Below are 26,902 nucleotides of genomic sequence, written 5' to 3' on the forward strand. Positions count from 1 at the left end.
ATGCAGGATACTCTCAATATTAGGGCAGCAGCTCGCTCTCTGAAAGAGCAGATGGTCGATTCTAGTCTGATCCCCGCAACGGAAGTATCAACAAAACTGGATATTCTGGTCGCCCGACTGGATATTCAAGAGCTCCTTATTTTGCGCACGCTCCCGGCTTTCCAGGAGCTGCTATCTCTGATCGAGCACAATTCCACCTCACACATAGAACAGGAAATGCTCAATCCTGCAGATGAGCATCAGGACATCAAAGACAATTATCCATTAATTTGTTCTCAATCGGACCTGTCAGTGACTGATTCCCAACCTGGTCTCCCCCATCCGAAGACGCCCATTGACGATGTTCGCCTAGGCGGTCGCTTCGATAAATTAATTAATAGATTATGCCGCAGCGCAAGCAAAAGTGCTGAAATTTCAGCTTTCGAGCGCCTTGAGGATATTTTGAACCTCCCAATAGATAGCCTGCTCAAACTTGACGGGGTCGGTAAAGCATATAGAGATGACTGGCAGGAACTTAAAGTCCTGTATATGCAGGCAACTGAATTCTTACCACCTCCAGAGCTAGAAGCTATGGCTGAGCCAATCGAGTTCGTTCGAGATGACATGCGACTCAACCTCACGCAACTGGACACTGCCGACCTCAAAGTTATTGCCAAGCTTGAGCGAGTTATAGGCCGTGCTGATATCCGCGCTATTTTGAGCTTTGAGTCTTTTGAAAAAGAAGGAGAAGGTAGGATTGTCGGTCGCACCCGCAGCCGACTATTACAGGTGCGGGCGCGACTTTCCTCGGAACTGCAAAAAATTGCAGCGGGCGACTTGAACTATCATGCCGCCCCATCCTCCTTGATAACCGCCACAAGGCAATCGTTTGAGTCAGTAGCTGCGTTGGGCGAGTACTTGTTAGGTCAGTTGGACAATTTTTTGGCGACCCTCGATGAGAAAAGCCAAATAATTTTTCAACACCGATGGGGGTTTGTTGACGAGCGCTTGACCCTTTCCGAGATTGGTCAAAAATACGATGTTTCCCGAGAGCGAATTCGGCAACTGGAAAGCAAAATTAACGAGCAACTAAATAGTTACCTTGCCCTGGATAACGCTGAGATTTGGCATGCGGCAATGAACTTGCCTTTACACGAGCTACGCGTTGAAATGGCAGATCTCTTCGGCTGCTTCGCAGAGCCGGCACATTTCCATGATTTTCTGGCATTCGTAAGCCAGGGCCATATTGCCTCTAAAGGCTCATCGCCCCGCCCGCCATTATCTATCCTAGATAATTTTTTTGCCATGCACGGTTCAGTAGCTGATAAAGATGATGTTCTTCAATATCTTCAACAAGTGTTGAGCTCGGATCTAAAGGATGCAGCCGATGTGCTGCATTTTCTTCATGCACAGGGACAATTGGCACTTGAAAACTACCAAGTACGTCCACTAAGGCTAGGGAAGCACGAGGCAGCCGCGGCCGTGCTCAGTGAGCATCCGAACGGCCTGCCCTGGCTGGATATAGCAAGGCATGCGAACCAGCGCGGCATCTCCAACAGTCCGTTTTCAGAAAAGATCGCTGGGCATGGATTGCAGGATTCAGAACTAATGTATGTCTCAGGGAAAGGGATATACCGACACACCCGCTTTGTCGACTTTACCACCCTCGACGAGCCCGCCATTTTTCGCGACCTGAACACCTATTTCGCCACCAGCGCAAGGGACGTTGCACATTTAAATGAAGCCCATGCGGCCATGCCTGATCTACGTAAGCTTGACTATTATATACTCCGCTATGTAGTCAAGATGCGCGGAAAATCCAACGGCATTTACTTTAATGGCAAATCACAGGCTGACTCCATCAGCCTGAACCCTGAATTTGAATTGTTTTCGCAGAAAAATGTGATTCTGGAGGCGATGCGAAAAAGCAAAGGCCCTTTGACTAAAAATGAGATTGCTCAACTTATAAAAAGCCGCAGCTCCCGGCATGCAACGCTTTATCTAAACGAGCTAATGGCAGCTAACCAAGTAGTACAAGTCGACCGCATGCTTTACACCACATCAGAGATTGCTTACGAAAAGGTCGACCTAGGCGCTATGCGCTGTGCGATTGAGACGGTTCTGCGGCGGCACGATCAGCCTGTAGATCCATCAATCATTCAGTGTGAGTTGAATATCCTGCAGGGTGAAGCCTACTCAAAATACTTTTACAATTCCCTTGCCCGCTATTTTTCCCAGCAAGGGTATTGGCAGCGCCGCAGCAGCCTTTTTTCTCTGCAACCTATTTCCTTTGCAAGCTTAACTGATGCGATAAATAGACTTTGCAAACCTGAGGACAGCATTGAGCAAAACATTGAATCTCTACGCCTAAAGATCTCAATCAGTGAAGAGGCTGCCAGAGTATCGCTTTACAACTGGAAGGCCGCGAAAGCACGAATCTCAGACAGCTGTGACTCTCCTGAGCTTGAGGATGATTTTTAGTGAGTATCAACAAAATTCGACTTTCAATAACATGATGTGCCATACAACTTTTCTAGTGAAATTTGCGGCACCTTGGTCAGATTCTATATGACTCGTACAATATTGGAGCAATTTCAATTCACTATTGACTGAAGGTGAAGTATTTTTCTGCCAGGAGTGCGGCACCAGAAGCCTTTACTGCCGCCCCAGTAAACACTGAGCTTCACATTTATCATTATACAGTTCGACATTCCTAACGAACCCGATTTCAACGAGGTTTCCAGCTTTCCAAGCGCCAGAACTTGCTGTTTTTTCAAACAGAATTGGTTGAAGATAGACGCTAATCCGTCCCTTAGGAAGATATTCCTGCAATTCCCCAACTCTTCTCCTTCCCCAGCCGCGTCACAATCAGCCTCACCGTCAGCCCGTAGTAGTAGCGGCTGTGCGGGGAGTGCTCGGTCAGATGCTCATGCACAAACCACTGCAGGTGCTTGAGCTGCCAGCGCCAAGGATTGTCGAGCTGCCAGCGCTGCTGGATCGCCGCCTGGATCAGGCGTGCCTGGTTGAGGTGTCGTTGCCGGGTGGCGTGGGCGCCTTTGAGCACGGCGGTGAGGAATAGGGCCATGTCAACCGAGGGTTTCATGGTTTCCCTCCTTAGCGACCGAGGCTGCCGACGTAGGCGGCAACCACGTCGATGCGGTGGTGGCCGAGTTCCTGGCTGAGCTGCTGACGCGCTTCGCGGTCCAGTGTCCGATCGGCACAGCGGCCGCCGTTGACCGGCGCCCCCGATCCGGTGAGCTGCTGGTAGCGCTCGCAGGCGTAGGCGGCGCGCAGGTCGTGAAAGCCCTTCAGGCCGTGCGCGTGCAGCAGCTCGCGTGCCGGGCGGATCTGCCGGTCGCGAAACTGCACGTAGCGCTCATCGGGTGCGAGCAGGTTGCGGCTGCCGGTCGGCGAGGCTTCCCTGGCCTGGTGCAGAGCATCGCGCACGCCGGGCGTGGCCTCGATCCAGCGCGGCGCGCCGGCGCCCTTGCGGCCACCCTTGGTGCCGTCCTGGATGTTGATGCGGCCCTGCTGTTCGGCTTCACGCTCCAGGCGCGGCAGGTCGGCGAGGATCGTCTCGCGCAGGCGCATGCCGGTTTCCCGAGCCAGGTGCACGATGGCGGCGACCCGCTCGTGGCCCTGCTGATGCAGCGCCTGGCTGAGACGCTCCAGCTGAACCCGATCCTGACCCGGCGGTGGCGCCTGGCGCACCGTGCAGCGGTACAGGCCCAGCGCCTGGCTGGGGCTCGGCAGCCGCACCTGGTGATCCCCGCGCAGCGCCTCCAGGGTGCGGTTGACGCTGGACAGCCGGTTCTGCGCGGTGGCGATGGCCAGCCGGCCCTGTTCGACTTCACCACGAAGATGGCTGGCATAGTCCTGCAGGGTGTCGCGGCTGATCTGTCGGGCATCGTTGCAGCCCGGCCCCTCCGAAGAGCGGCACCAGTCGGCGAAGCGCTGCCAGCGCTCCGTGTGCGCCTGCACGGTGGCGTAGCGCCCGGCGCCGAACAGCTCGCGCAGCGCCTGTGGGCCGGCATAGCTGAGCTGGCGGCCGTAGCCGAAATTGCGCTTGTTCTGTCCTGCACGCATGGCGAATCTCCTGATCCATTGCTCGATCCCTTTCCCCCACGCCTTCCGCCTCGGCTGCTGAGTGTTATCAGGGTGGCAAGGCCCCTGCGCCTGTGGGGATGTCCTCTAACGCGGGACAGACGGCTCGGTACGACCCCGAGCACGGGCATGAACCCAACGATCCGGCCTCCTGAACTGCCCGAAGGCAGCGGCGGGGGGAGGCTGCGCCGGCTGACGAGACCGGCACGCGGGGTTGGGCGGGAGTAGCGCGGCAGTCGCACCGGTACCAGCCTGAGGGTCGCTCAGGTGCTCCGAACAGCGGAGCGTTGGCACCGATAGCGAAGTCGCGGCAGTGCAAAACGGCTGTTGTCAGCCGGATTGTCATTGGGAGAAAGCGCCGAATGCCGCGTGGGACAAGGGCTGGGGAGGTGTGTTTCGCGCCCGTCTCTGTGTGGGGCACAGAGACGGGCGTGGGCTGATTTCAGCGCAGGGCGTGAAAACTACCCGGGCAGGTAAAGGCACGGCAGGTGGCCGTCGGGAAAAGGTGGACGCCTGGCTGACGTCGGAGAGTAGAAACAGCATCCATCGCCGAATGGGTACGGCGACCGTGCGCGATGACGGACGCGGAGCGCACTGGTTTGAACCACCGCGAAGCGGCGTAGCCTTGAAGGTTCGGGCTACCTGGGCGCTGTCAACAACAGCGACTTGCCCCGTCAATAAAGCAGGCCGTGCGGTGGGCCGTCAAGGTCGGAGAGGCATGCGGAACGGTCAGCCGCGTCGTTTCGACAGCAGGACAATATTCTCGTTGATACCGCCCTCCTTCAGCCGATCCAGGTACCGTCCCCACTGCTCCAATGCGGCCCGTTTCTCGGGCAAGTACGAGTAGCGGTCATAGTGTTTCTGCTGTACTCCGCTGCGTCCGTGCGACAGCAACCAGGCACGCACCTCCGCACTTACCCCTTGGGAAGCCAGCAGGGTTTCGACCGTCACGCGGACATTTTTCCAAGTAAAGGGTTGGGCTTTACCCGCTGCGGCAAGCACGCTACCCGCCTCGGAAAAAATCTTCGACAGGGTTGCATCGTTCGCCGCGCGCCCCGGCACCAGGGCTAAAGGACCCGGGCCAAGGCGATCCCGGAACAGGGGCTCCATGATTTCACGGATGCGCGGCGTGATCGGCAGCAAGTGAGCCCAGGCCTGAGCCTTGCGACCCTTGGCATCCAGGAGGGCGATCGTGTCTTCCGTCACATCCTCCCACCGCACCGCGCAGATCTGTCGCAGCCGCTGCCCACCCAGATAGATCAGGGCGTTTGCGGCAGCCCGGTTCCGCTCTGGAAGGGTATCCAGGTAACGCAGCAGTTCCGCCAGCTCAGCCGGCTCCAGTGACTCGGTGTTTCCGCCACCAGTGCCCTCGATGACCGGGATGTCTCGTGCCGGGTTTGAGCTGATCGCGAACAGCTTGCCGCCGTGTGCCAGGCGCTCGGGCGAGAGGTGGCTTTTCACCGCGTGACTGAAGGCCGCCCGCAGGTAGCGGCGCAGCTTGTCCGTGGTAGTCCGCATTCCGTTACTGGCGCTCCCACCCGCCTTGTTACCGATTCCCCTTCTGCTGGGTTTGCGCCGCAGCACCCCGGCCAGGATGAGCTGAATGTCCTCCGGCTGGATCTCCGCCGCCGGCCGAGCGATCAGTTCGGAGTGATGATCCCGCACATGCGACTTAAAGATGTTGTGCACTTCACGAGCGCTACGCTTGCCGCTCTTTTCCATGTGCTCAACGTATCCATCCAGCAGGTCTCCGAAACTGCCGCGCTTGGCCGCCCGTTCTTCTTCGCGACGCAGGCGTTCCCGCTCTGCTTCAGCTGCGGCCAACTCCTCGGCCTGCTGTTTCAGGTAACGGGCCAGTCCGCCAGCGGATTCCGCTGCGGTGGAGATGCGTAATGCCTCAACACGCAGCTCGCTGAGTGTGCGCTCCTGCGTTTCGGGTACGGGTTTGCGCGAGAGGATTCCGAGCGGCAGGCGGTTGTCGGTGCTGGCCGTCCGCTCGCGATAGAAGGCAAGGATGGTTCCGGACGCTTTGCGCTCCAGCAGCAGGGTGCCCTTCCCGCGCGAACCGACCGGTTCGGACTGGCGCGTCTTTACCGCATGGGCCTCCATTTCGGTCATCCGGGAGCGCTTGGCCATGTTTCCACTTTCCCCGTTCGTTCCCCGTTTCTCATGCAAAGTCAGCATAATCCGGGAAATCAAAGGCAACAAAGAGAAAGCTGAAATTCTTATTTTTCAATAAGTTAGTTAACAAACAGCAACCACCTGAAACGCCCTGATATGCCAAAACCCGGTCTCATAATCCTTTGGTCCTGGGTTCGAGTCCCAGCGGGCCCACCATCTCTCCAAGCCGCTTTTCGCAGTACACCGCGCCTCTCCCTGGCCACTTTTCCTCCCTTCCCCTGTCGTAGCAAGAACGCCACGAGTACGGGAGGACGCCATGCCAGCCGGAACCCCTCAGCGCTTCCTCCGCATTGCCTTGCTGCTCGCCCTGGCCGGTTGCGGCGACACGGCCACGCTGGATGTATCCACAGGCTACGGCCCGCAACCCGAACTGCCCGAGCCGAAGAAGACACTGCTGCCCACGGTCAGCCCGGCAAAGGCAGTCGGCTGGCCGCCAGAGCGCACCCCTAGTGCCGCGCCGGGCCTACGGGTGCAGGCCTTCGCCAGCGGGCTGGAGCATCCACGCACGCTGCTGAGCCTGCCCAATGGCGACGTGCTGGTGACGGAAACCAACGCGCCACAACGCCCGGTCGCGCAGAAGGGCGTACGCGGCTGGGTGATGAACAAGATGATGAACTACGCCGGGGCCGGGGTGCCCAGCGCCAATCGCATCACGCTGCTGCGCGACGCGGACGGCGATGGCGTCGCCGAGCTGCAGACGCCCTTCCTGGAGGACCTGAACTCGCCCTTCGGCATGGCGCTGGTGGGCGACCACCTGTGCGTGGCCAACACCGACGCCATCCTGCGCTTCCCCTATCGGACGGGCGTAATACGGATCGATGCCGAGGGCGAGAAGATCGCCGATCTGCCGGCCGGGCCGCGCAACCACCACTGGACCAAGGACCTGATCGCCAGTCCGGACGGCCGGACCCTGTACGCCACGGTCGGCTCCAACAGCAACGTGGCCGAGTTCGGCATGGCGGAGGAAAAGAACCGCGCCGCGATCCTGGCCATCGATATCGCCAGCGGCTCGACCCGGCTGTTCGCCTCCGGGCTGCGCAACCCCAACGGTCTGGCCTGGCAACCGGACAGCGGCGAGCTGTGGGTGGCGGTCAACGAGCGCGACGAGATCGGCAGCGACCTGGTGCCCGACTACATGACCTCGGTGCGCGAAGGCGGCTTCTATGGCTGGCCCTACAGCTACTTCGGCCAGCATGTGGACGAGCGCGTAAAGCCCCCACGACCCGATCTCGTCGCGCAGGCCATCGTGCCCGATTACGCGCTGGGTGCGCACACGGCCTCCCTGGGCCTGACCTTCTACACCGGCGATCTGCTACCTGCGCCGTATCGCCACGGCGCGTTCGTGGGCCAGCACGGTTCCTGGAACCGCAAGCCACGCAGCGGTTACAAGGTGGTGTTCGTGCCCTTCGATGCTCAAGGCCGTCCGGCCGGGCCGCCCCGGGACGTACTCACCGGCTTCCTTGATGACGAGAATGATCAGGCCTTCGGCCGGCCGGTCGGTGTGGCGGTGGACAGCCGGGGCGCGCTGTTGGTGGCGGACGATGTCGGCAACCGTGTCTGGCGGGTCACCCCGGCGCGCTGACCTCAAGCTGTAACCTGGCTGCGGTACATACGCTGCCAACATTCCTGGCAGCGCACGCGGTTATGAGCACGCTTACCGAACTGGCCCAGCACATCGCCCAGCTTTATCCCCTCACCGACAAGTCCGCCGGTCGACGCTATCGCATCGTCAACCAGTTGGCCGGCCTCACCGAGCTGGAGGACACCAGCGGCCGGCCCCGCTACATCGCCTCGCGGCAATTGCGGGACCGCAGCCGCTGGGAAATGGCCAGCTAGAACCCCCAGGTCAGCGACAGGTTGGCGCCGTGCTGGCGCTCCTCGGCGTCGCGCAGCTGATAGGCGAGACGCACCTGGAAGGCCTGACCGAGCTCGGTGGCCACGCCGAGTGTGGCCAGGGTGTGGTCGCGATGCGGGGTGTAGCCCTGCAGGCCGTAGTCGAACCCGGGTACCGATACCAGGCCCATGTCGACCACCTGCGCCTCGTCCTCGAATTCCCGCTCGCGGGCCACCTCGCCGAACAGCTCGGAGCGCCTGCCGATGCCGATCCGCGCCTCTATCCCGACGCCGGCGCGCTTGCTGTCCCGGGTCTGGTCGGCGTAACGCAAGGCCGTTGAACTGTCGCTGCGCTCACGCCAGGCATCCATGTCCGCCCGCGCATACTCGGCACTGATGAAGGGGCTCAGCGACCAGCGCCCCTTGCGTCCCAGGGCGTAGCCCAGACGCAGGCTGGCACCGCCAATGGCGCCGTCCGTCTCGCCCTTTTCCACCCGCTCGCTGATGCCCATCGCGAAGTGCCGCTCCAGATCGCGGTACTCGAGCTTGCCGTAGCTCAGGCCCACATCGGCCCACAGCCGGCTGCGCTGGAATTGCAGGAAGGTGCTCAACAGATAGGCGTCCAGCTTGTAGCTGGAATCGCTCGGCGTCTCCAGGCGCTGGTCCTGCAGGCCCAGCGAGAAACCCCAGCGCCAGGCATCGGCCAGTCGATAGCTGCTGCCGAGGGTGATGCCCAGCCCGTCGTTGTCCGCCTCACTGACTCCGACGCCCGGCTCGAAGTCGCGACTGTGCCCGGTGGCGGCGACGAAGGTGTGCCAGTCGCCACGGCGCTGCCAGTCGCCGCGTGCCGACTGCCACTCATGGCGCAGTTGCTGCTGGTGGGACATCAGGCCACCCAGGGCGATCTCGGGTAGCAGGCTGATCTCCCACGGCGCGGCGAGAATCGAATGGATGTAGTCGGCATTGATGGCATGCACGGCGGTGGTCGGGTGCACGCCATCGAAGAACATCAGGCGCGCGGGATCGGCGGTCGCGCCGGTGATGCCCCAGGTCGGATCCATGTTGCATTGGTAACCGACAAAACACACATCGGTCTGCACCACGGCCGGATCGAAGCCGTAGCGCGCCGGGTCGGCCACCACTTCGGCAACCAGCCCGCGCACGTTGAGCAGGATCACCGAGCTGTCCAGGGCGGCCAGTTGATTGCGCAGCACATCGTTGAAGGCCGTCGACAGGCTGCTCCACAGCGCCCGGTCGCCTGACGCCGCGCCAGCGGGCGTCAGGCCGACATCCGGCAGGTCCGACACGATGATGTGGCGCGCCCCGGCCTGGCGCAGCGCCGCCACACCCGCCACCAGATCGGCTGCCGCCACCCCGGCGCTGGCGGCGTCCACCACGCGCCCCTGGAACAGGTCATTGCCGCCGCCATTGAGCAGGAACAGCGTGTCGGGATCGACCCTCGGCGTATCCACCAGATAGCCGTCACGCTCGCGCAGCGTGACACCGGAGCGCGCGACCACCGAACCATCCGGCTCGATGATCGAGGCCAGAATGTCGTCAGTGCGGTAGCCGGCCACCGCGTAGTTGGTGCCGTCGGGATTGTCGTTGTCCTGCAGGGCAGGCGTGGAAGGCAGCGCCGCCAGGCCCAGGCGTTGCGCCAGGTATTGCGGCGCCACGGCGGCGTAGGGCTCGTCCTGATTGTCCCGGTAGGTCGGGCCGGTGCGGTTGGTCATGCGCAGCCCGCCGATGGGCTGCACGCCATCCAGCGGACCCAGCAGGTCGGGAAACTGTCCGCTGTCGCTCAGCGAATCGCCGAAGATCACCAGTTGGGAATAGGGGGAGGCCAGGGCAAGCGTGGGTAGGGCCAGCAGCAGGCTGAGGCCCAGAGGGTGTCGGAAGGGCATGAAGCGACTCCTGTCAGGGTTGTCGGAACAACTTCCAGAGCGTTGTTCGTAACGCACTCACCCAGACTAGACCCTGCCTGCCCCCACACAATTCACCCGCTGCGTCTCCGTCAGCCCGGCACACCCAGCGCCACCACAGGTTGTGTCTGCTGCACCCCCAGAAAGGCGCGCAGATCCTCCTGCCGCGCCATCGCGTCCCGGTAGCCCAGTTCCATCAGCTCGTTGCAGTAACCGGGCTCGAACAAGAGATAGCTGAGCACCCCGGCGCCGCCGACCTGGGTCGCGCCCGGCCCGCGCAGGAAGGTGCGCAGCGAACGCGGCAGGGCCTTGCGGTGCCGCGCGGCGATCGGTTCCAGCGGCTCGCTGGGATTGATCACCAGCACGTCCACATTGCGCAGCCCCAGCTGCCGCTTCTCGCGGCCGGCGGGCAGGATCTGCCCGATATGGTTGAGGCGCTCCAGCAGCTCGATGTCCGATTCCAGGTTGTCGACGAAAGTGCTGTTGAGCATGTGGCCACCGATGCGCGCCAGGCTCGGCGGCTGGTTGCTGGCCGGCGCCGTGGCGTCGTCCCGCTCCGGATTGCTGCTCACGCCCACCACCAGGATGCGCGTGGCGCCCAGGTGCAGCGCCGGGCTGATCGGCGCCACCTGACGCACCGCGCCATCGCCGTAGTACTCGTGATTCAGCCGCACCGGCGGAAACACCAGGGGAATCGCCGCGCTGGCCAGCAGGTGATCCGCACCCAGGCGCGTCGGCACACCGACCCGGCGGTGGCGGAACCAGGGGTCGATCGAGCCCCAGCCCTGGTAGAAGGTCACCGCGTGACCGGAGTCGTAGCTGAACGCGGTCACTGCCACCGCGCGCAGACTGCGCTGGCGGATTGCGGCGGCGATGCCATTGAAGTTCATCTCCCGCTCGACCATGCCGCGCAGCGGCGCGCTGTCCAGCAGCGACAGCGGCTTGTCGCGCCGCATCCCGAGCAGGCCGCGGCGCAGGAAACGCCCAACCTGCAACAGCAGACCGGGCCAGTCGCTGCGAAATACCTGATCGCAATGCAGGTTGTGCCAGACCGCGCGGATGCGCTGCACCGCCTCGCCGAACTGCAACGCCCCGCAGGCCAGCCCGACCGCGTTGATCGCCCCGGCCGAGGTGCCGACGATGACCGGAAAGGGATTGCGCGTGGGGTCCGGCAGCAACTCGGCAATCGCCGACAGTACGCCGGCCTGATAGGCCGCGCGCGCGCCGCCACCGGAGAGCACCAGGCCAGTGACACCGACTTCGTGGTTTCCCTTGCTCTCCATCTGAAGAATCGACTCGCTGACTGCCTGTTCGGGGCGCCGATTCTACAAAGATCGCCAACGGGCTGGCATTACGCCATGGTCGGTAGCGGCTGCTGTTTGGCCCAGGTGACGGCCTCCAGAATACTCAGCTCGAACTGCCGCAGCAGTACGGCTGGCCTTGCGGCGCAGCGCCCCTGCCAGAATGTCGCACCTCGACCAAAGTGCATGGCTAATTGCCATTAGAGTGCGCTAGTGTTCCCGCCCGGCTTGGATTGCCGGCCCCCCGCAGCCAGACAAGAGGGAACGTCGATGATGGCAGCACACCCCCGTCTTACCCTTGCATGCCGGTTGCGCGTTCGCAGCCTGGCGATCTTGGCCGTTCCTCTCCTGATCCTGTTGCAGGTCATGCCCGCGCACGCCTCTCCGGCGCTGGTTGTGGCCAACTGGAACGACTACATCAATCCCGACCTGATCGCCCGTTTCACCGAGGAAACCGGCATCGTTGTCGATTACCGCACCTTTGAAACCGACGAGGATGCCGATGCGCTGCTGCGCCAGGAATTCCCGCCGGATGTGCTGGTGCCGGACAGCCATTACCTGCCCGGCCTGATCCGGGAAGGGCTGCTGCAGCCCATTGCCGCGCGCTCGCTGGCCGTCTATGAGGACATCGATCCGCTGATCCTCAGCCGACTGAGCAGTGTCGACCCGGGCCGTCGCTACGCCATGCCCTATATGTGGGGGCGCGTCGGCATCGTCATGGATCGCGCGCGCGTTGAGCAGGCGCTCGGCGCGGAAGCCCCTAGCTCGTGGGGCCTGCTGTTCGACCCCAGGAATCTGGCCCGCCTGTCGAGCTGCGGCGCCTCCCTGCTGGATGCGCGCGCCGAGTTCTTTGCGTTGTGGATGAACTGGCACGGCGCGCTCGCCGAGCGTCCAGCCGGGCGCGAACTGCGGGCCTTCCACAAGGCGCTGGTCGAGCTGCGTCCGCATCTGCGGGCGGTGGACAACCTGGCGTACCTGGACGACCTGCCCGCTGGCCGTCAGTGCATCGCCATGGCCTGGGAAGGCGATGCCCGCGCGATGATTGGCGAGAACCCGAATCTGGAGTTTCTGATACCCGACGAGGGCAGCACCGTCTATGTGGATGCCCTGGTGGTGCCGGCGAAATCGCGGCTGCCCGAGCAGGCCTGGCGTTTCATCGAGTTCATGTCGCGGCCGGAGATTGCCTACCTGAATGCCGAGCATGTGCAGTACAACTCACCCTACAAGACCGTCACCCGGCGCCTGCTGCTCAGCAAGGGGGACCAGCCGGGCTGGCGCAGCCTCCGGACGCGGGGCGCCGGCAAGGCGGTGAGCCTGGTGATCGGCGAAGGGGGGCGGCGCCCGGAAGTGATCGAGGCCTGGGCGACCTTCGTCGGCCAGCGCGAGGAAGGCCTGGCGGTCGGCGTGCGGCAGTGACGGCTGGCGTGCCGCGCCGTTCCGGCTGCCCAGGCACGGTAGCTCGCGACTGAGGCCGTCTTGAACAGGCCAAAAAAAACCGCCGGTATCGCTACCGGCGGTTTTTCATTTCAGCCCTGGCCGAATCAGACCTTGCTGCGCTCGAAGCGCTTGCGGTCATTTTCGTTCAGGTACTTCTTGCGCAGGCGGATGGACTTCGGCGTCACTTCCACCAGCTCGTCGTCGTCGATGAATTCCAGCGCCTGTTCCAGGGTGAACTTGATCGGCGGCACCAGGGCGATGACTTCGTCCTTGCCGGAAGCGCGCATGTTGTCGAGCTTCTTGCCCTTGGTGGGGTTGATCACCAGGTCGTTGTCACGGCTGTTGATGCCGCACAGCTGGCCTTCGTAGATGTCCTGGCCCGGCTCGAGGAACAGCTTGCCGCGGGCCTGCAGGGTTTCCAGCGAGTAGGTCAGCGCGGTACCGGTGGCCATGGAAACCAGCACGCCGTTCTGGCGGTTGGTCACTTCGCCGGCCTTGATCGGGCCGTAGTGGCTGAAGGTCGAGGTCAGGATGCCGGTGCCCGAGGTCATGGTCAGGAAGCTGTTGCGGAAGCCGATCAGGCCACGCGCCGGGATAGTGTACTCCAGACGCACGCGGCCCTTGCCGTCGGGGATCATGTTGGTCAGATCGCCCTTGCGCAGACCCATCTGCTCCATCACCGGACCCTGGTGCTGCTCTTCGATGTCGATGGTGACGTTCTCGTACGGTTCCTGCTTCTCGCCGGCCTCGTTCTCGATGATCACCACTTCCGGACGGCCGACGGCCAGTTCGAAGCCTTCACGGCGCATGGTTTCGATCAGCACCGAGAGGTGCAGTTCGCCACGGCCGGAGACCTTGAACTTCTCGGGGCTTTCGCCCGGCTCGACGCGCAGCGCCACGTTGTGCAGCAGCTCCTTGTCCAGACGGTCCTTGATGTTGCGGCTGGTGACGAACTTGCCTTCCTTGCCGGCGAACGGCGAGTCGTTGACCTGGAAGGTCATGCTCACGGTCGGCTGGTCGACGGTCAGCGGCGGCAGTGCCTCGACGGCGTTCTGGTCGCACAGGGTGTCGGAGATGTACAGCTCGTCCATGCCAGAGACGCAGACGATGTCGCCCGCTTCTGCCTCGGCAACTTCCACGCGCTGCAGGCCGGAGTGGCCCATGATCTTCAGGATGCGGCCGTTGCGCTTCTTGCCGTCGGCGCCGATGGCGGTGACCGGGCTGTTGGCCTTGATCACGCCGCGGGCGATGCGGCCGATGCCGATCACGCCGAGGAAGCTGTTGTAGTCCAGCTGGGAGATCTGCATCTGGAACGGACCGTCCAGGTCAACCTTAGGCGCCGGGACGTGGTCGATGATGGCCTGGAACAGGGCATCCATGTTGTCGTCCATCTTCTCGTGGTCCATGCCGGCGATGCCGTTCAGGGCACTGGCGTAGACGATCGGGAAGTCCAGCTGCTCGTCGGTGGCGCCCAAGTTGTCGAACAGGTCGAAGATCTGGTCGACAACCCAGTCCGGACGCGCGCCGGGACGGTCGATCTTGTTGACCACCACGATCGGACGCAGGCCGGCCTTGAAGGCCTTCTGGGTCACGAAGCGGGTCTGCGGCATGGGGCCGTCCTGGGCGTCGACCACCAGCAGCACGGAATCCACCATGGACATCACGCGCTCGACCTCACCACCGAAATCAGCGTGGCCGGGGGTGTCGACGATGTTGATGTTGTAGCCGTTCCACTTCAGCGCGGTGTTCTTGGCCAGGATGGTGATGCCACGTTCCTTTTCCTGGTCGTTGCTGTCCATCACGCGCTCGTTTTCCAGCTCCTTGCGGTCCAGGGTGCCGGACAGGCGCAGGAGTTTGTCCACCAGGGTGGTCTTGCCATGGTCGACGTGGGCGATGATGGCGATGTTGCGGAGTTTTTCGATCACGGTTCTATCTCGATATAAACGTCGGGGCAGGCGGCCCGCCGTCTGAAGGCGTTCCCTCCGCTCGACATGAGCAGAGGCCAGATCAACAGAGTTCAGGACAGGTCGGGAGGGCGGTGGCGAATACTGCCACCGAGCAGGCCCGGCTGCTTAGGCCGGACGGTAAACGCGCACATTGGCATGCCCCTCACTGAGCAGGTGGTGGGCATGCAGGCGGCTCATCACGCCGCGATCGCAATACAACAGGTACTGGCGATTGGCGTCGAGATTCTTGAACTGGCTGTTGATGGCATAGAACGGCATGGCCCTGACTTCGACGCCCGGCAATTGCAGGGGTTCGTCCTCGGCGGCGTCCGGATGGCGGATGTCCAGCACGATCTGGCCGGGCAGCGCCTCGCGGACTTCTTCCACCGGCACGTCCTGGCCGAGTTCGTCGATGACCTTGTCGATGGCCACGAAACGGGCGCGCTCGATGGCCCGCTCGAGGATCGCCATGTCGAAATGACTTTCTTCGTACTCCACGCGGTCACGCTTGGCGCGCGTGGTGGGGTTCACCGAGATCACGCCGCAGTATTCGGGCATGTGCTTGGCGAACTCGGCGGTGCCGATGCGCGTGGCGGTGTCGATGATGTCCTGCTTGTGGGCGGCGATCAGCGGGCGCAGCACCAGGGTATCGGTCACCGCGTCGATCACCGAGAGGTTGGGCAGCGTCTGGCTGGAGACCTGGGAAATCGCCTCGCCGGTCACCAGCGCATCGATGTGCAGGTTCTCGGCCACCTGGCTGGCGGCGCGCAGCATCATGCGCTTGAGCACCACGCCCATCTGACTGTTGTCGACCTTGCCGAGGATCTCGCCGACCACTTCCTCGAACGGCACGCTGACGAACAGCACGCGGTGCGAACGGCCGAATTTCTCCCACAGGTAGTGGGCGACTTCCATCACCCCCAGCTCGTGGGCGCGGCCGCCGAGGTTGAAGAAGCAGAAGTGGCTGAGCATGCCGCGGCGCATCATCTGGTAGGCGGCCACGGTGGAATCGAAGCCGCCGGACATCAGCACCACCACCTGCTCCACCGAGCCCAGCGGGTAACCGCCCAGGCCTTCATGCTGCGCATGAATGATCAGCAGGCGGTCGTAGCGCACCTCGAAGCGCACCTCGACCTCGGGGTGCTTCAGGTCGATGCCGGACGCCCCGCATTCACGACGCAGGCGGCTGCCGACGTGGCTGGCCAGCTCGACCGAGGTGAAGTCGTGGGTGTTGCCGGCGCGCTTGCAGCGCACCGCGAACTGCTTGCCCGGCAGCTGGTCGCCGTAGTGCTCGCGGCACTTCTCGAAGACGTCGTCGAAATCCACATAAGGGTATTCGTGGACTTCCAGGAAATGCGCGATGCCCGGCAGGTTGCGCAGGCGCTCGAACATCTCGTTGAGCACCCGGCGTTCCTGCACGGTGGTGATCACGTCCAGGTTGTCCCACTCGCCCTCGACGCGCAGCTCCGGGTCCAGGTCCTTGAGCACCGCGCGGATGTTCTTCGCCAGTTGCCGGATGAACTGCTTGCGCACCGGACGGCTCTTGATGGTGATTTCCGCGAAGGGCTTGACGATGAGTTTCATTGAGGAACGCTGGCGGGGGGGCCGAAAAGAAGGGCGCGGAGTATACCGGAAATCGCTCACCTATTGACCAGCAATTTGCACAGACCGCGCGCGCACCAAATTGCTTCCGGACCGAGCGAAACGCACCATTATGGTGCCTGCGTTATCCGCCGCCGCCGCCGTAACTTTCATCAAAGCCGCACCACGCACGACCCCCGGTGCATTCAGGTGCACTGGCACACTAATTGCTCCCTTGTGAGGCAGGTTGCCCTGACGGATGATCCCGCCCCGGCATCACCTATCCCCTGGGGCGTCAGCCTGGTTGGCGAACCCCCAGATCGATTCCCCTGGAGGACACCATGTCGAAGTCGCTTCAACTGATCAAAGAACATGATGTGAAGTGGATTGACCTTCGCTTCACCGATACCAAAGGCAAGCAGCAGCACCTGACCATGCCGGCCCGCGATGCGGACGACGACTTCTTCGAGCATGGCAAGATGTTCGACGGCTCCTCCGTTGCCGGCTGGAAGGGCATCGAAGCCTCGGACATGATCCTCCTGCCCGACGACAGCACCGCCGTGCTCGACCCGTTCACCGAAGAGCCGACCCTAATCCTGGTCTGCGACATCATCGAGCCGAGCACCATGCAGAGCTACGATCGCGACCCGCGCGCCATCGCCCGCCGCGCCGAGGAATACCTGAAGTCCACCGGCATCGGCGACACCGTGTTCGTCGGTCCGGAGCCCGAGTTCTTCATCTTCGACGAAGTGAAGTTCAAGTCCGACATCTCCGGCTCGATGTTCAAGATCTTCTCCGAGCAGGCTTCCTGGAACACCGACGCCGACATCGAAGGCGGCAACAAGGGCCACCGTCCGGGCGTGAAGGGCGGCTACTTCCCGGTACCGCCGGTCGACCACGACCACGAAATCCGTACCGCCATGTGCAACGCCCTGGAAGAAATGGGCCTGGTCGTCGAGGTGCACCACCACGAAGTGGCCACTGCCGGTCAGAACGAAATCGGCGTGAAGTTCAACACCCTGGTCGCCAAGGCTGACGAAGTGCAGACCCTGAAGTACTGCGTGCACAACGTCGCCGATGCCTACGGCAAGACCGTGACCTTCATGCCCAAGCCCCTGTATGGCGACAACGGCTCCGGCATGCACGTGCACATGTCCATCTCCAAGGATGGCAAGAACACCTTCGCGGGCGAAGGCTATGCCGGCCTGTCCGAGACCGCCCTGTACTTCATCGGCGGCATCATCAAGCACGGCAAGGCCCTGAACGGCTTCACCAACCCGTCGACCAACTCCTACAAGCGTCTGGTCCCGGGCTTCGAAGCCCCGGTCATGCTGGCCTACTCGGCCCGCAACCGTTCCGCTTCCATCCGTATCCCGTACGTCACCAGCCCGAAGGCCCGCCGCATCGAGGCGCGCTTCCCGGACCCGGCGGCCAACCCCTACCTGTGCTTCGCCGCCCTGCTGATGGCCGGCCTGGACGGCATCCAGAACAAGATCCACCCCGGCGACGCCGCCGACAAGAACCTGTATGACCTGCCGCCGGAAGAATCCAAGCAGATCCCGCAGGTGTGCGGCAGCCTGAAGGAAGCCCTGGAAGAGCTGGACAAGGGCCGCGCCTTCCTGACCAAGGGCGGCGTGTTCTCCGACGACTTCATCGATGCCTACATCGAGCTGAAGTCCGAGGAAGAGATCAAGGTGCGCACCTTCGTGCACCCGCTGGAATACGACCTGTACTACAGCGTCTGATCGCCTCCCCGGCAAAACGAACCCCCGCCTCGGCGGGGGTTTTTTGTGCCTGCTTTTTTTGTAGGAGCGGCTTCAGCCGCGATAAAGAGCGCACGAGGCGTAGGCGGACAACGCCGTTCTTGTCCACCATGCCCGTGCAGCCGACCGCGGCCCGAAAGGTGCTGACCGCCCGACGTTCGCAGCAGACTTGCTGATCCCCGGCACATTCCGCGCCTGGCGTGCTTGCCAGCCCCCCGGGCCGGTGCAAGGCTTGTCGCGAGTCCGTCGGAGATGCCCCATGCGCCTGTTCACCGCCTGCCTGCTCGGCCTGCTGACCGCAACCGCCAGTGCCGAGATCTACCGTTACACCGATGACCAGGGCCGCCCGGTGTTCACCGACCAGCCACCCGAGCGACGCCCCGCCGAACGCATCGAGCAGCCCCCCATCAACCGCATTGCCCCGCCCACGCCATCCAACCCCGCCGATGCGCCGACGACGCCCATGCCCGTCAGCCGCTATGCCCGCCTGGAGATCATCAACCTGCCGGACGACGAGGCCCTGCGCGCCAACAATGGCAGCTTCGACGTGCAGGTCGCCGTGGAGCCGCCGCTGGCCACCGGGCACAGCCTGCGCCTGCTGCTGGACGGCCAGCCGCACGGGCCGACCACCCAGGGCGCGTCCCTGCCGGTGCGCCAGGCCGACCGGGGCACCTACAGCCTGGTGGTGCAGGTGCTGGATGCCGCCGGCCAGCCGATCCAGCAGAGCGATGCGCAGACCGTCACGGTGCAGCGCATCAGCGTGAACAGCCCAGCGCGGCCCGGCCCGGCGCGGCCTGCACCCTGATGCGCCAGTGCCTGGGCTGGCTGCTGCTGACCTTGCCTGCAATCGCCCAAGCCGAGGTTTACAGCTATCGCGACGCCAGCGGCACGCCGATGTTCAGCGACCGCGCGCCCCACGAGGGTGCACAGCCGCTCATCCAGAACCCGATCAACCGCATGCCGGCAACTGTCACCCTCGCGATTCCGTCCGATCCCGCAGCGGCACGCACGGAGCAGCGCTCGCCTTATCAGCAGGTAGCGATCCTGTTCCCCGCTGCGGATGCCGGGCATCCCGACCCAACCGGTGATCTGCGCGTCGAGGCGAGCAGCGAACCGGCGCTGCTGCCCGGCCACAGCTATCGGCTGCTGCTCGACGGACAGGCCTGGCCCGCCGGCCTGCAGCTGCACAACCTGGATCGTGGCAGTCATCGCCTGGCGGTGCAGATCGTCGACGCCACTGGCCGGGTGCTGGCCGGCAGCGCCGAGCAGGTAGTGCACATCCAGCGCCCCTCGCTGATTCACAAGCGCCGGCGGCAGCCCTGCGAGGCAACCGCCGAGCACCGCCAGCGCCCTGAGTGCCAGCCCCGCCAGCTTCCTGCGCACCAATAGCGCGCGCCACGCACCATTAAGGTGCATCATGAAATGTGAGACGGTCCGCAAAAGGGCGCTGAATGCCACCCGAACACGCATTTATGCCCTTTTTCGGGCCTGCTGGTTTGCTTCTTGCATTTTCCCGAGGCCTCGACCGAGAAAACGATTCGCCATGCCCAACGACGCCCCTCACCGGCTGCTGCTCGACAACCTGAACACTGCCACGCTGCTGTTGGACGAACGGCTGTGCCTGGAGTACATGAACCCCGCCGCCGAAATGCTGCTGGCCGTCAGCGGCCAGCGCAGCCACGGGCAGTTCATCAGCGAGCTGTTCACCGAATCGCCGGAGGCATTGGCCGCCCTGCGCCAGGCGGTCGAGCAGGCGCACCCGTTCACCAAGCGCGAGGCCACGCTGATTGCCCTGAGCGGCCACCCACTGGTCGTCGACTACGCGGTGACGCCCATCGTCGAGCACGGCCGCAACCGGTTGCTGGTTGAGGTGCACCCGCGTGATCGCCTGCTGCGCATCACCAAGGAGGAGGCCCAGCAATCGCAGCTGGAAACCACCCGCCTGCTGGTGCGCGGCCTGGCGCACGAGATCAAGAACCCGCTGGGCGGCATTCGCGGCGCCGCGCAGTTGCTGGCCCGCGAGCTGCCCGACGAGGCGCTGCGCGATTACACCAACGTGATCATCGAGGAAGCCGACCGACTGCGGAACCTGGTGGATCGCATGCTCGGCTCCAACAAGCTGCCGCAGCTGACACAGGGCAACATCCATGAGGTGCTGGAGCGCGTCGCCAGCCTGATCGAGGCGGAAAGCCAGGGCCGCGTGCCGCTGCTGCGCGATTACGACCCGAGCATTCCCGAGGTGCTGATCGATCAGGAGCAGATGATCCAGGCGGTGCTCAACATCGCCCGCAATGCCCTGCAGGCGCTCATGGAAAGTCGCACCCAGGAAGCGCCGCAAATCATCCTGCGCAGCCGCGCCCTGCGCCAGTTCACCATCGGTCATCAGCGCCATCGCCTGGCGGTGCGCATCGAGATCATCGACAACGGCCCGGGCATTCCGTCCGAGCTGCAGGAAACCATCTTCTACCCCATGGTCAGCGGCCGTCCGGACGGCACCGGCCTGGGCCTGGCCATCGCCCAGAACATCATCAGCCAGCATCAGGGCCTGGTGGAATGCGAGAGCCAGCCCGGCCACACCGTGTTCTCCATCAGCCTGCCGCTGGAACAAGGAGCAGCCTTCACATGAGCCAAAGCGAAACCGTCTGGATCGTCGACGACGACCGCTCCATCCGCTGGGTGCTGGAAAAGGCCCTGCAACAGGGTGGCCTGACCACGCAGAGCTTCGACAGCGCCGACAGCCTGCTCGGCCGGCTGAGCCGTCAGCAGCCGGACGTGATCATTTCCGATATCCGCATGCCCGGCACCAGCGGTCTGGAAATGCTCGCGCAGATCCGCGAGCAGCATCCGCGCCTGCCGGTGATCGTGATGACCGCCCACTCCGACCTCGACAGCGCGGTGGCGTCCTATCAGGGCGGCGCCTTCGAATACCTGCCCAAGCCGTTCGATGTCGACGAGGCGGTATCGCTGGTCAAGCGCGCCAGCCTGCACACCCGGGAGCAGCAGGAACAGAGCGCGCCGGTCGCCGCACCGCACACACCGGAAATCATCGGCGAGGCGCCGGCGATGCAGGAGGTGTTCCGCGCCATCGGTCGCCTGTCGCAGTCCAACATCACTGTACTGATCAACGGCGAGTCGGGCACCGGCAAGGAACTGGTCGCCCACGCCCTGCACCGGCACAGCCCGCGCGCGCATTCGCCATTCATCGCCCTGAACATGGCGGCAATTCCCAAGGACCTGATGGAATCCGAGCTGTTCGGCCACGAGAAGGGCGCTTTCACCGGCGCGGCCAACCAGCGCCGCGGCCGCTTCGAGCAAGCCGACGGCGGCACGCTGTTCCTCGACGAGATCGGCGACATGCCCGCCGACACCCAGACCCGCCTGTTGCGCGTGCTGGCCGACGGCGAGTTCTACCGGGTTGGCGGGCACACGCCGGTGAAGGTGGACGTACGCATCATCGCCGCCACCCACCAGGACCTGGAAACCCTGGTGCGCGAAGGCAAGTTCCGCGAGGACCTGTTCCACCGCCTGAACGTCATCCGCATCCATATCCCGCGCCTGGCCGACCGCCGCGAGGACATTCCGGCGCTGGCCCGGCATTTCCTGGCGCGCGCCGCCCGCGAGCTGTCCGTGGAGCCCAAGCTGCTCAAGCCGGACACCGAGGAATACCTGAGCAACCTGCCCTGGCCGGGCAACGTGCGCCAGCTGGAGAACACCTGCCGCTGGATCACCGTGATGGCTTCCGGGCGCGAGGTGCATGTCGACGAGCTGCCACCGGAGCTGCTCAGCCAGAACCAGGAAACGCAGCCGGTGGGCAACTGGGAGCAGGGCCTGCGCCTGTGGGCCGACCAGTCCCTGGCGCGCGGCCAGAGCAACCTGCTGGATCTCGCCGTACCGGCATTCGAACGCGTCATGATCGAGACCGCCCTCAAGCACACCGCCGGCCGCCGCCGCGACGCCGCGCTGCTGCTGGGCTGGGGCCGCAATACCCTGACGCGCAAGATCAAGGAACTGGGCATGAACGTCGCCGGCGGCGACGAGGACGACGCGGACGAGGCCTAAGCCTCGCTCGCCTCGCCTGCTCTTGTAGGAGCGGCTTCAGCCGCGAGCTCTTGGCTGCGGCCTGCGAAAAGCATCGCGGCTAAAGCCGCTCCTACGGATGCCCCGCCGGATCCCTGTAGGGCCGGGTTTATCCCGGCCGACGCGGGTAGGCACGACACCCAGGTGCGGGATACAAGCCTCGCTGGCCGGCGTAAAGCCGGCCCCACACGGGCTCGGTTACGATCCAACGGCCTGGGGAACTTGTAGGGCCGGGTTTATCCCGGCCGACGCGGGTAGGCACGCCACCCAGGTGCGGGGTGCCAGGCCAGGTCTACAGCAGTGCGCCAATCCCCGAGCCCTGCACCCAAAGCGTGCGGAGCCATTTCTCCTGAGCCATCAACCCCGCGCCATTCGCGCATCCCCGCGCCGATTCCAGCCTGTAACGAAACTGGCACAGTCTCTGCTTAATATCCTGCGTCAGTTTCTGGGGACCTCGGTACCAGGCAGGCCGGGACTCCCCCTTTTATTCCGCAACGGCGAGACGCAGCTCCAGGCGCCACTGGCCGCCTTTCGCCTCGCCCCGCCATTCGGCCCGCAAGGGCCGGGTGGCGACGAAGGACAGCAGCAGCGCGGAATCCGCCGCGCGCAGCCGCCAGCGAACCTCACCCTGATCCAGCGCCAGCCGTCCCGCCTGGGCGTTGCCCTGGGCATCGTCCAGGCGCACCAGCAGCGCGCCGTCCAGGGTTTCCAGGCGCGGCGCCAGCGGCTCGCGATCGAACCAGAGCACCAGCGCGCCCGGCGCCTCGCGCACTTCGAGCAGATAGACCGGTCCCGGATTCAGCCATTTGCCGAGCATCAGACCGACCAGCAGTCCGGTGGCCGCCAGGCCGAGCAGAAAGCGCGGCCAGACCCGCCGCCGCGGATCCACATCGGCGCTAGAATGCGCACCTTCCTCGCGTCCCGAGTCCTGCATGTTCCACGTCATCCTGTTCCAGCCGGAGATTCCACCCAACACCGGCAACATTATCAGGCTGTGCGCCAACAGCGGCAGCCACCTGCATCTGATCGAGCCCCTGGGTTTCGACACCGACGACAAGCGTCTGCGCCGCGCCGGCCTGGACTACCACGAGTTCGCCACGCTCCAGCGCCACCCTGATCTGCACAGCTGCCTGGACAGCCTGGGGCTGACGCTGGGCGTCCCTGCCAGCCCGGATGCGCCGCGCATCTACGCCTTCACCACCAAGGGCTCGCAGCCGTTCCACGAGGTGCAGTACCGACCCGGCGATGCCTTCCTGTTCGGCCCGGAGAGTCGAGGCTTGCCGGACGAGATTCGCAATGCCGTGCCAGCCGAGCAACGCGTGCGCCTGCCCATGCGCCCCGGCTGCCGCAGCCTGAACCTTTCCAATACGGTGGCGGTGGCGGTCTACGAGGCCTGGCGCCAGCAGGGCTTCGCCGGCGGGGAATAAGGTGCGGGTTGAGAGGGCCGGCACCGGGCAAACCTGTAGGGCCGGGTTTATCCCGGCCGACGGAGGCGGGCACGACTCCGCAGCGCGGGATTCGGCCCCGCTGGCCGGCGTAAAGCCGGCCCCACAAGGGTTCGCACGCCCGCAAACGAAAAAAGCGCCCGCAGGCGCTTTCTTCATGAGCAAACCGCTTACTGCTGCGTAACGTTCTGCGCTTCGGCGTTGACCCGTGCCATTTCCTGCGCATACAGCGCATCGAAGTTCACCGGCGCCAGCATCAGTGCCGGGAACGAGCCGCGGGTCACCAGGCTGTCCAGCGCCTCGCGGGCGTAGGGGAACAGGATGTTCGGGCAGAAGGCGCCCAGGGTGTGGCTCATGGACGGCGCGTCCAGGCCCTTGATCAGGAAGATCCCGCCCTGCTGCACTTCGGCGATGAACGCCGTTTCCTCACCGGTCTTGACGGTCACCGAGAGGGTCAGCACCACTTCATGGAAGTCGTTGTCCAGGGTCTTGGTGCGGGTGTTGAGGTCCAGCTGGACGCTCGGATTCCAATCCTGACGGAAGATTTCCGGGCTTTTCGGGGCTTCGAAGGACAGGTCCTTGACGTAGATGCGCTGCAGGGAAAACTGCGGAGTTGCTTGTTCGGTCATTGGCTGAGCCTTGTTGTCATTGAGGTTTGGCGAGCAGCGCGTCCAGACGCCCGGCGCGCTCCAGCGCATGAAGATCGTCGCAACCACCCACGTGCTGCTCGCCGATCCAGATCTGCGGCACCGAGGTGCGCCCGGCCTTGGCAGCCATTTCCGCACGCAGGCTCGGGTTGCCGTCCACGGCGATCTCCTTGTAGGCCACGCCCTTGCGCTCCAGCAGCAGCTTGGCGCGGATGCAGTAGGGGCACCAGGCGGTGGTATAGATCACCACATCGTTCATGTCACTTCACCACGGGCAGGTTGTCGCCACGCCAGCTGCCCATGCCGCCGGCCAGCTTGGCGACGGTGAAACCGGCGTTCTTCAGCTGGGCACAGGCCGGGCCGGCCGTCTGGCCCATGGCGCAGACGACGATGAGGGTCTTGTCCTTGTGCTTTTCCAGTTCGACCATGCGGGCGGCGAGCTTGTCGTAGGGGATGTGCACGGCACCGACGATATGGCCGGCATCGAAGTCCTTCTTGGCGCGGATATCCAGCACCAGGCCCTGGTCGCTGTTGACCAGCGAGGTCAGCTCGCGGTTGCTGAGGCTGCGGCCGCCCTTGTTCAGCTCGTTGAAGGCGAACAGGATCAGCAGCACGACCAGCAGGGTGCTCAATACATAGTGGTTAGAGACGAATTCAATCAGCTGCGCAAGCATCTACAGGTTCCCGGACGGTAAAATGCCGGCAGTATACACAGGGCCCTGATCCGGCGGCACCCTGACCCTGCCGTGACGCAGCGCGCTACAGCGCTTAGAATCCCCGCCCTTCGCATCCACTTGCAGCCGCCGAGCGAGTCGACCCATGCCTACGCCCAAACCCCTGGTCCTGATGATTCTGGATGGCTTCGGCCACAGCGATCGCCCCGAGTACAACGCCATCCACGCGGCCAGCACGCCGGTCTACGACCGCCTGCGCGCCACCCAGCCGCATGGCCTGATCTCCGGCTCGGGCATGGACGTGGGTCTGCCGGACGGGCAGATGGGCAACTCCGAGGTCGGCCACATGAACCTCGGCGCCGGCCGTGTGGTGTACCAGGACTTCACCCGGGTCACCAAGGCGATCCGCGATGGCGAGTTCTTCGAGAACCCGGCCATCTGCGCCGCCGTGGACCAGGCGGTGGCCGCCGGCAAGGCGGTGCACATCATGGGCCTGCTCTCCGACGGCGGCGTGCACAGCCACCAGGACCACCTGGTCGCCATGGTCGAGCTGGCCGCCCGTCGTGGTGCCCAGCACATCTACCTGCACGCCTTCCTCGACGGTCGCGACACCCCGCCGCGCAGCGCGCAGTCGTCCATCGAGCTGCTTGATGCCACCTTCGCGCGTCTGGGCAAGGGCCGCATCGCCAGCCTGATCGGCCGTTACTTCGCCATGGACCGCGACAATCGCTGGGACCGCGTGGAGCAGGCCTACCACCTGATCGTCGACGGCCAGGGCCAGTTCCAGGCCGACAACGCCGTGGCCGGCCTGGAAGCCGCCTACGCCCGCGAGGAGAGCGACGAGTTCGTCAAGGCCACCGTGATTGGCGCACCGGTGCGCGTCGAAGACGGCGACGCCGTGGTGTTCATGAACTTCCGAGCCGACCGCGCCCGCGAGCTGACCCGCGCCTTCGTCGAAAAGGACTTTGCCGGCTTCGCCCGCACCCGCGTGCCGCAACTGGCCGGCTACGTGATGCTCACCCAGTACGCCGCCAGCATCGACGCCCCCAGCGCCTTCGCGCCGGAGCCGCTGACCAACGTGCTGGGTGAATACCTGGCCAACAACGGCAAGACCCAGCTGCGCATCGCCGAGACCGAGAAGTACGCCCACGTGACCTTCTTCTTCTCCGGCGGCCGCGAGGAACCCTTCCCGGGCGAGGAACGCATCCTGATTCCCTCGCCGAACGTCGCCACCTACGACCTGCAGCCGCAGATGAGCGCGCCGGAAGTCACCGACCGGATCGTCGACGCCATCGAAAACCAGCGCTACGACGTGATCATCGTCAACTACGCCAACGGCGACATGGTCGGCCACACCGGCGTGTTCGAGGCGGCGGTCAAGGCCGTGGAATGCCTGGATGAGTGCATGGGCCGCATCGTCGCCGCGCTGGACAAGGTCGGCGGCGAAGCGCTGATCACCGCCGACCACGGCAACGTCGAGCAGATGGAAGACGAGGTCACCGGTCAGGCGCACACCGCGCACACCTGCGAGCCGGTGCCCTTCATCTATGTCGGCAAGCGCAACGTCAGCATCCGCGCAGGCGGCGTGCTCGCCGACGTGGCGCCGACCATGCTGAAGCTGCTGGGCCTGCCGCAGCCGAAGGAAATGACCGGCACCAGCATCATCGAACTGCACTAAGCTGGAAGGCCGAGGGGGCAACCCCTCGGCCCATCGCCGGCTTGCCGTTCAGGCTGCGTTTGCAGGCATACTTGACGCCCCCAGTTCCAGGTGCCCTGTCCTCCATGTTCCGAGCCCTTCTCCTCACTGTCCTGACCTGCCTGGCCCTGCCGGCTGGCGCCGACTCCAAGGCGCAGACCGAGCAACAGCTGGAAGCTGCCCGCAAGGAAGTGCTGGAGCTGAAGCAGATGCTCGAGCGGCTGCAGCGGGAAAAATCCCAGGTACAGCAGCAGCTGCGCCAGACGGAAACCGAGGCGGGCGAGCTGGAGAAGCAGATCCGCGACCTGCGCCGCGA

22 protein-coding genes and 1 pseudogene are annotated in these 26,902 nt (G+C 64.0%); 12 read left to right on the forward strand and 11 right to left on the reverse strand.

Features of this window, described 5'->3' with window-relative positions:
- Nucleotides 1-2,460, forward strand: a complete 2,460-nt coding sequence (locus VL129_RS13655; RefSeq protein ID WP_325413582.1) for a sigma factor-like helix-turn-helix DNA-binding protein — start codon at nucleotides 1-3, stop codon at nucleotides 2,458-2,460.
- 331 nt (nucleotides 2,461-2,791) lie between these two features.
- Here VL129_RS13655 and VL129_RS13660 read toward each other — a convergent pair whose 3' ends face one another.
- From VL129_RS13660 to VL129_RS13670, 3 genes are all read right to left on the reverse strand, one after another.
- Entirely contained in the window at nucleotides 2,792-3,082 is a 291-nt protein-coding gene (locus VL129_RS13660) for a hypothetical protein (protein ID WP_325413584.1), read from the reverse strand.
- An 11-nt stretch (nucleotides 3,083-3,093) separates the two neighbouring features.
- On the reverse strand, nucleotides 3,094-4,065 hold the full coding sequence (locus tag VL129_RS13665) for an integrase domain-containing protein (protein ID WP_325413586.1): 972 nt from the start codon (nucleotides 4,063-4,065) through the stop codon (nucleotides 3,094-3,096).
- A 747-nt stretch (nucleotides 4,066-4,812) separates the two neighbouring features.
- The gene (locus VL129_RS13670) at nucleotides 4,813-6,219 is read right to left on the reverse strand and encodes a tyrosine-type recombinase/integrase (RefSeq protein WP_325413588.1); all 1,407 of its coding nucleotides are present in this window, start codon (nucleotides 6,217-6,219) and stop codon (nucleotides 4,813-4,815) included.
- Between the two features lie 301 nt (nucleotides 6,220-6,520).
- On the opposite strand from VL129_RS13670, the gene VL129_RS13675 reads away from it, so the two are divergent.
- Complete coding sequence (locus tag VL129_RS13675) at nucleotides 6,521-7,846, forward strand: PQQ-dependent sugar dehydrogenase (RefSeq protein ID WP_325413590.1); 1,326 nt, start codon at nucleotides 6,521-6,523, stop codon at nucleotides 7,844-7,846.
- A gap of 62 nt (nucleotides 7,847-7,908) precedes the next feature.
- The gene (locus VL129_RS13680; protein WP_325413592.1) at nucleotides 7,909-8,100 is read left to right on the forward strand and encodes a hypothetical protein; all 192 of its coding nucleotides are present in this window, start codon (nucleotides 7,909-7,911) and stop codon (nucleotides 8,098-8,100) included.
- On the opposite strand, the gene VL129_RS13685 is transcribed toward VL129_RS13680, so the two are convergent.
- On the reverse strand, nucleotides 8,097-10,001 hold the full coding sequence (locus tag VL129_RS13685) for an autotransporter domain-containing protein (RefSeq protein WP_325413594.1): 1,905 nt from the start codon (nucleotides 9,999-10,001) through the stop codon (nucleotides 8,097-8,099). The two genes, VL129_RS13680 and VL129_RS13685, sit on opposite strands and share 4 nt — an antisense overlap.
- 110 nt (nucleotides 10,002-10,111) lie before the next feature.
- The gene (locus VL129_RS13690; protein ID WP_325413596.1) at nucleotides 10,112-11,302 is read right to left on the reverse strand and encodes a patatin-like phospholipase family protein; all 1,191 of its coding nucleotides are present in this window, start codon (nucleotides 11,300-11,302) and stop codon (nucleotides 10,112-10,114) included.
- A 351-nt stretch (nucleotides 11,303-11,653) separates the two neighbouring features.
- On the opposite strand from VL129_RS13690, the gene VL129_RS13695 reads away from it, so the two are divergent.
- Entirely contained in the window at nucleotides 11,654-12,736 is a 1,083-nt protein-coding gene (locus VL129_RS13695; protein WP_325413598.1) for an extracellular solute-binding protein, read from the forward strand.
- A gap of 125 nt (nucleotides 12,737-12,861) precedes the next feature.
- On the opposite strand, the gene typA is transcribed toward VL129_RS13695, so the two are convergent.
- Both typA and thiI read right to left on the reverse strand, forming a co-directional pair.
- Nucleotides 12,862-14,682, reverse strand: a complete 1,821-nt coding sequence (gene typA / locus VL129_RS13700; RefSeq protein WP_325413600.1) for a translational GTPase TypA — start codon at nucleotides 14,680-14,682, stop codon at nucleotides 12,862-12,864.
- Between the two features lie 147 nt (nucleotides 14,683-14,829).
- A complete protein-coding gene (thiI, locus tag VL129_RS13705) occupies nucleotides 14,830-16,287 on the reverse strand; it encodes a tRNA uracil 4-sulfurtransferase ThiI (protein ID WP_325413603.1) in 1,458 nt (485 codons plus the stop codon).
- A 338-nt stretch (nucleotides 16,288-16,625) separates the two neighbouring features.
- Between thiI and glnA the strand changes: the two genes are divergently transcribed.
- The 5 genes from glnA to ntrC all read left to right on the forward strand — a co-directional run bounded on the left by glnA (nucleotide 16,626) and on the right by ntrC (nucleotide 22,106).
- Complete coding sequence (glnA, locus tag VL129_RS13710; protein ID WP_027590616.1) at nucleotides 16,626-18,029, forward strand: glutamate--ammonia ligase; 1,404 nt, start codon at nucleotides 16,626-16,628, stop codon at nucleotides 18,027-18,029.
- Between the two features lie 277 nt (nucleotides 18,030-18,306).
- Complete coding sequence (locus VL129_RS13715; RefSeq protein WP_325413606.1) at nucleotides 18,307-18,852, forward strand: DUF4124 domain-containing protein; 546 nt, start codon at nucleotides 18,307-18,309, stop codon at nucleotides 18,850-18,852.
- A complete protein-coding gene (locus VL129_RS13720) occupies nucleotides 18,852-19,436 on the forward strand; it encodes a DUF4124 domain-containing protein (protein WP_325413608.1) in 585 nt (194 codons plus the stop codon). The genes VL129_RS13715 and VL129_RS13720 overlap by 1 nt, the downstream gene beginning before the upstream one ends.
- A gap of 154 nt (nucleotides 19,437-19,590) precedes the next feature.
- Nucleotides 19,591-20,673 (forward strand): nitrogen regulation protein NR(II), encoded by a 1,083-nt coding sequence (gene glnL, locus VL129_RS13725; protein WP_325413609.1) that lies wholly within the window; start codon nucleotides 19,591-19,593, stop codon nucleotides 20,671-20,673.
- Complete coding sequence (gene ntrC / locus VL129_RS13730) at nucleotides 20,670-22,106, forward strand: nitrogen regulation protein NR(I) (RefSeq protein WP_325413610.1); 1,437 nt, start codon at nucleotides 20,670-20,672, stop codon at nucleotides 22,104-22,106. Before glnL ends, ntrC begins: the two co-directional genes overlap by 4 nt.
- Nucleotides 22,107-22,608: 502 nt before the next feature.
- Here ntrC and VL129_RS13735 read toward each other — a convergent pair.
- Nucleotides 22,609-23,058, reverse strand: coding sequence for a hypothetical protein (locus tag VL129_RS13735; RefSeq protein ID WP_325413612.1), 450 nt, complete (start codon nucleotides 23,056-23,058; stop codon nucleotides 22,609-22,611).
- On the opposite strand from VL129_RS13735, the gene VL129_RS13740 reads away from it, so the two are divergent.
- Nucleotides 23,057-23,551 (forward strand): tRNA (cytidine(34)-2'-O)-methyltransferase, encoded by a 495-nt coding sequence (locus VL129_RS13740; RefSeq protein ID WP_325413614.1) that lies wholly within the window; start codon nucleotides 23,057-23,059, stop codon nucleotides 23,549-23,551. The genes VL129_RS13735 and VL129_RS13740 overlap by 2 nt on opposite strands.
- Before the next feature lie 188 nt (nucleotides 23,552-23,739).
- On the opposite strand, the gene secB is transcribed toward VL129_RS13740, so the two are convergent.
- The 3 genes from secB to VL129_RS13755 are packed head-to-tail and all read right to left on the reverse strand — an operon-like array spanning nucleotide 23,740 to nucleotide 24,890.
- Nucleotides 23,740-24,267, reverse strand: a complete 528-nt coding sequence (secB, locus tag VL129_RS13745) for a protein-export chaperone SecB (RefSeq protein ID WP_325413616.1) — start codon at nucleotides 24,265-24,267, stop codon at nucleotides 23,740-23,742.
- On the reverse strand, nucleotides 24,215-24,475 hold the full coding sequence (gene grxC / locus VL129_RS13750; RefSeq protein ID WP_325413618.1) for a glutaredoxin 3: 261 nt from the start codon (nucleotides 24,473-24,475) through the stop codon (nucleotides 24,215-24,217). The genes secB and grxC overlap by 53 nt, the downstream gene beginning before the upstream one ends.
- Before the next feature lies 1 nt (nucleotide 24,476).
- Entirely contained in the window at nucleotides 24,477-24,890 is a 414-nt protein-coding gene (locus tag VL129_RS13755; RefSeq protein WP_325413621.1) for a rhodanese-like domain-containing protein, read from the reverse strand.
- A 145-nt stretch (nucleotides 24,891-25,035) separates the two neighbouring features.
- Here VL129_RS13755 and gpmI point away from each other — a divergent pair, with 145 nt between their 5' ends.
- On the forward strand, nucleotides 25,036-26,568 hold the full coding sequence (gpmI, locus tag VL129_RS13760) for a 2,3-bisphosphoglycerate-independent phosphoglycerate mutase (RefSeq protein ID WP_325413624.1): 1,533 nt from the start codon (nucleotides 25,036-25,038) through the stop codon (nucleotides 26,566-26,568).
- Between the two features lie 104 nt (nucleotides 26,569-26,672).
- Nucleotides 26,673-26,902: pseudogene (locus tag VL129_RS13765) on the forward strand (murein hydrolase activator EnvC family protein); the annotation flags it as partial.

It is taken from the genome of Pseudomonas sp. (assembly GCF_035497915.1).
Taxonomy (GTDB): Bacteria; Pseudomonadota; Gammaproteobacteria; order Pseudomonadales; family Pseudomonadaceae; genus Serpens.